Below are 3,466 nucleotides of genomic sequence, written 5' to 3'. Positions count from 1 at the left end.
GCTCGCCGCCGGCCTCGGCACCACGGCCCACCCCCCGCCCCAGCCGGGCGCCTCGGCCGCGCCGACCGCCGAAGGCACCGGCCCGCCCGGCCCGGTGCTCCCCCGCTCGGAGCCGGTGCGCGTCGCCATCCCCCGCATCGGCGTCGACGCCGACATCGTCCCGGTCGCCACCGACACGAGCGGCGCGCTGGAGGTGCCGCCGCTGGACCACCCGGAGATCGCCGGCTGGTACCGCCGCGGCCCCACCCCGGGCGAGGCCGGCAACGCCGTGCTGGTGGGACACGTCGACTCGCTGCGCGGCCCGGCGGTCTTCTTCGACCTCGGCCGGCTGCGCCCCGGGGACACCATTGAGGTCACCCGGACCGACGGCCGGGTCGCGGTGTTCACCGTGGACGGCGTCGGGGCGTACCCGAAGGAGCACTTCCCCACCGAGCGGGTGTACGGCGGCGGCGCCGAGGCCCGGCTCCGGCTGATCACCTGCGGCGGCCGGTTCGACCCGCGCACCGGCAGCTACCCGGACAACATCGTGGTCTTCGCCACCGCTGCCCGCTGACGCGGGCCGGACACCGCCGGAGCGCCGGCAGGCCGTACGGTGGGCCGTCAGTTCCTCGGCGGTGGAGGTGCGCGGTGGACCGGTCGGCGGTACGGACCCGGAGGCGCGGGCGGCTGTTGCCCGGTCTCGTCGCCCGGCTGCTCGGGCGCGCCGACGAGGCGTCCGGGCCGACGCCGCGCCGGGCCAACCCGGACGCCGTGGTGGACTGCGCGGTCTACGTGGCCGGCCGCCGGGAGCCGGGCCGGCCGCACTACGCCGACGCGTACGACCGGGCCCGCCGCACCCGGCGGGCCTTTGTCTGGCTCGGCCTGCACGAGCCGGGCCCCGCGGTGATGGCCGCGGTCGGACGGACCTTCGGGCTGGACGAGCTGGCCGTGGCGCAGGCCCTCGCCGACGGGCACCGCCCCACCGTGCAGCGGCACGGCGAGGTCACGCTGCTGGTGCTGCGCACGGCCGGCTACGTGGAGCACACCGAGCTGACCGCCACCTCCGAGGTGATCGACACCGGGGACGTGATGGTGTTCCTCGGCGACCGGTTCGCGCTCACCGTTCGGCACGGCGCGACGGGCGCGCTGACCCCGGTGCGGGAGGACGTGCAGCGCCGGCCGGGCGTGCTGGCCGAGGGGCCGTGGGCGGTGGCGTACGCGGTCTGCGCCCGGATGGTCGACCTCTACCTGGAGGTCGCCGGGCACCTGGAACGGGACCTGGAACGCGTCGAGGAGAGCGTCTTCGCCCGCGAACGGGACGCCGACATCCAGCACATCTACCAGCTCAAGCGGGAGGTGGTGGAGTTCAAGCGGGCGGTGCTGCCGTTGCAGGCGCCGCTGCGCGCGCTGCTGGAGCAGCGGGGCGAGGGCCCGCCGCCGGCGCTGCACCGCTGGTTCGCCGACGTGGAGAGCCGGCTCACCCGGGCGGTGGACCGGATCGGCTCGTACGACGACCTGCTCAACTCGATCCTCCAGTCCCGGCTGGCGCAGCTCGCCGTGGAGCAGAACAACGACATGCGCAAGATCGCGGCCTGGGCGGCCATCGCCGCCACGCAGACCGCGGTGGCCGGGGTCTACGGGATGAACTTCGCGCACATGCCGGAGCTCGGCTGGCGGTACGGCTACGCGGGCGCGCTGCTGCTGATGGCGACCGCCGCGGTCACCCTGCACCGGCTGTTCCGGCACTCCGGCTGGCTCTGAGCGTCACGGCCGGTCCAGGTCGGACAGTTCGGCGTCGAGGAGCTCGGCGAGGCGGTCCACCCGCCACGGGTCGGACTCGGCCGTGATGCCCCGGCTGGGCATCTCCACCGTCATCAGCAGGTAGAGGTGCAGCCGGTAGAGCCCGAGCCGGCGGCGCGCCCCGGCGTCCAGCGGGAACGGCGCGACCGCCCGGTACGCCCGCACGAGAGGGTCGTCCGGCTCGTCCTCGGCGCGCCGGAACAGCAGCGGCGACACCAGGTCCAGCAGCGGGTCGCCCCAGAGGTGGCGCTCGCCGTCGACCAGCCCGCTGAGCCGGGGCGTCCCGCCGGGGCCGTCGACCGCCAGGACGTTGCCGGCCCAGCCGTCGAAGTGCAGCAGCGCCGGGCGGCGTACCGCGTCGAGGACGTGGGCGTGCCGGTCGACCAGCTCGCGGATCCGGGCCGCCGGCACGGGCAGCGGCACCGCCCAGTCCGCCGCGTCGGCGAGCAGGTCGTCCAGCATGGCCGTGTACGCGCCCCGCCACGTGGGTGCGCCGCTCCGGCCGCCGTCGTAGCCGTAGCGGTCGCCGGTTACGCCGTGCAGCGTGGCGAGCGCGCGGCCGAACTCGGCCCGGACCGGGCCCACCTCGGCACCGGCCCGGGTCAGGTCCCACAGGGTGCGGCCGGGCAGCAGGCCGGTGAGCAGCCAGTCGCCCAGCACCGGGTCGCGGCCGTGGTGCAGCAGCGGCGGCACCGGCACGGCGGGTGCCCGCGCGGCGACCAGCCGCAGGTAGCGGGCCTCCGCCCCGATCATGTCGCGCTCGTAGCGCAGCAACGGCACCTGCGGCGGCGGCCCCACCTTGAGCACCACGGCCCGCCCGTCGTCGAGGGTGACCCACCAGACGGCGGCGAACCCGCCGCCGGTCAGCGGCCCGCAGTCGACCACCTCGGGCGTGGGGCCGAACGACGCGGCCAGGTAGCGCCGGACCTGATCGGGGTCGAGGCGGCGTTGGGTGGGGCTCATCCGGTGCGTGTCTCCGTGCTCAGGTTCATGTCCCGCACCAGGCTAGTGGTCACGGCGCGCGGGCGGCGGCCCCCGACCGCCTGGTGGCTTCGTAGGCTGGTGCCCATGATGTGGCGGCGGTACGTGGCGATCGGCGACAGCACCACCGAGGGGCTGGACGACCCGGACGAGGCGGGCGGCTACCGGGGCTGGGCCGACCGGTTCGCCCTCGCGGTGGCCCGCGCCCAGGGCGGCCTGGAGTACGCCAACCTCGCCATCCGCGGCCGCACCACCAGGCGGATCCGCACCGAGCAGCTGCCGGTGGCGCTGGAGCTGGCCCCCGACCTGGCGACCGTGGTGGCCGGCATGAACGACGTGCTGCGGCCGTCGTTCGACGCCGACCGGGTGGCCGAGGACGTGCGCGCCATGCAACGGGCGCTGGTCGGCCAGGGCGCCACCGTGCTCACCTTCACCCTGCCCGACCCGGCGCCGGTCATGCCGCTGGCCCGCCCGTTGCGTGGCCGGGTGCTGGCGCTGAACGAGGCGGTCCGCGCGGCCACCGCCGAGACCGGGGCCACCCTGCTCGACCTGGGCGCGCATCCGGTGGCCTCCGACCCGCGGCTGTGGAGCGACGACCGCCTGCACGCCAACTCGGCCGGCCACGAGCGGATCGCCGCGGCGCTCGCGCACACCGCCGGCCTGCCCGGGTACGACGACGCGTGGTCGCGCCCGCTGCCGCCGGCCG

4 protein-coding genes are annotated in these 3,466 nt (G+C 76.5%); 3 read left to right on the top strand and 1 reads right to left on the bottom strand.

Annotated features, from left to right (window positions below):
• Positions 1-553, top strand: a 553-nt coding sequence (locus B0E53_RS34465) for a class F sortase (RefSeq protein WP_107079719.1), incomplete at its 5' end; no start/stop codon positions are given.
• A 74-nt stretch (positions 554-627) separates the two neighbouring features.
• A complete protein-coding gene (locus tag B0E53_RS34460; RefSeq protein ID WP_107079718.1) occupies positions 628-1,740 on the top strand; it encodes a magnesium and cobalt transport protein CorA in 1,113 nt (370 codons plus the stop codon).
• A gap of 3 nt (positions 1,741-1,743) precedes the next feature.
• Here B0E53_RS34460 and B0E53_RS34455 read toward each other — a convergent pair whose 3' ends face one another.
• Positions 1,744-2,742, bottom strand: a complete 999-nt coding sequence (locus B0E53_RS34455) for a phosphotransferase (RefSeq protein ID WP_107079717.1) — start codon at positions 2,740-2,742, stop codon at positions 1,744-1,746.
• A 105-nt stretch (positions 2,743-2,847) separates the two neighbouring features.
• On the opposite strand from B0E53_RS34455, the gene B0E53_RS34450 reads away from it, so the two are divergent.
• A partial coding sequence (locus tag B0E53_RS34450; protein WP_107079720.1) for an SGNH/GDSL hydrolase family protein occupies positions 2,848-3,466 on the top strand: 619 nt, incomplete at its 3' end.

This window comes from Micromonospora sp. MH33 (assembly GCF_003013775.1).
GTDB classification, from domain to species: domain Bacteria; phylum Actinomycetota; class Actinomycetes; order Mycobacteriales; family Micromonosporaceae; genus Micromonospora; species Micromonospora fulviviridis.
The sequence above is the reverse complement of the archived record's forward strand: the minus strand, read 5'-3'. Positions and strand labels throughout refer to the sequence as shown.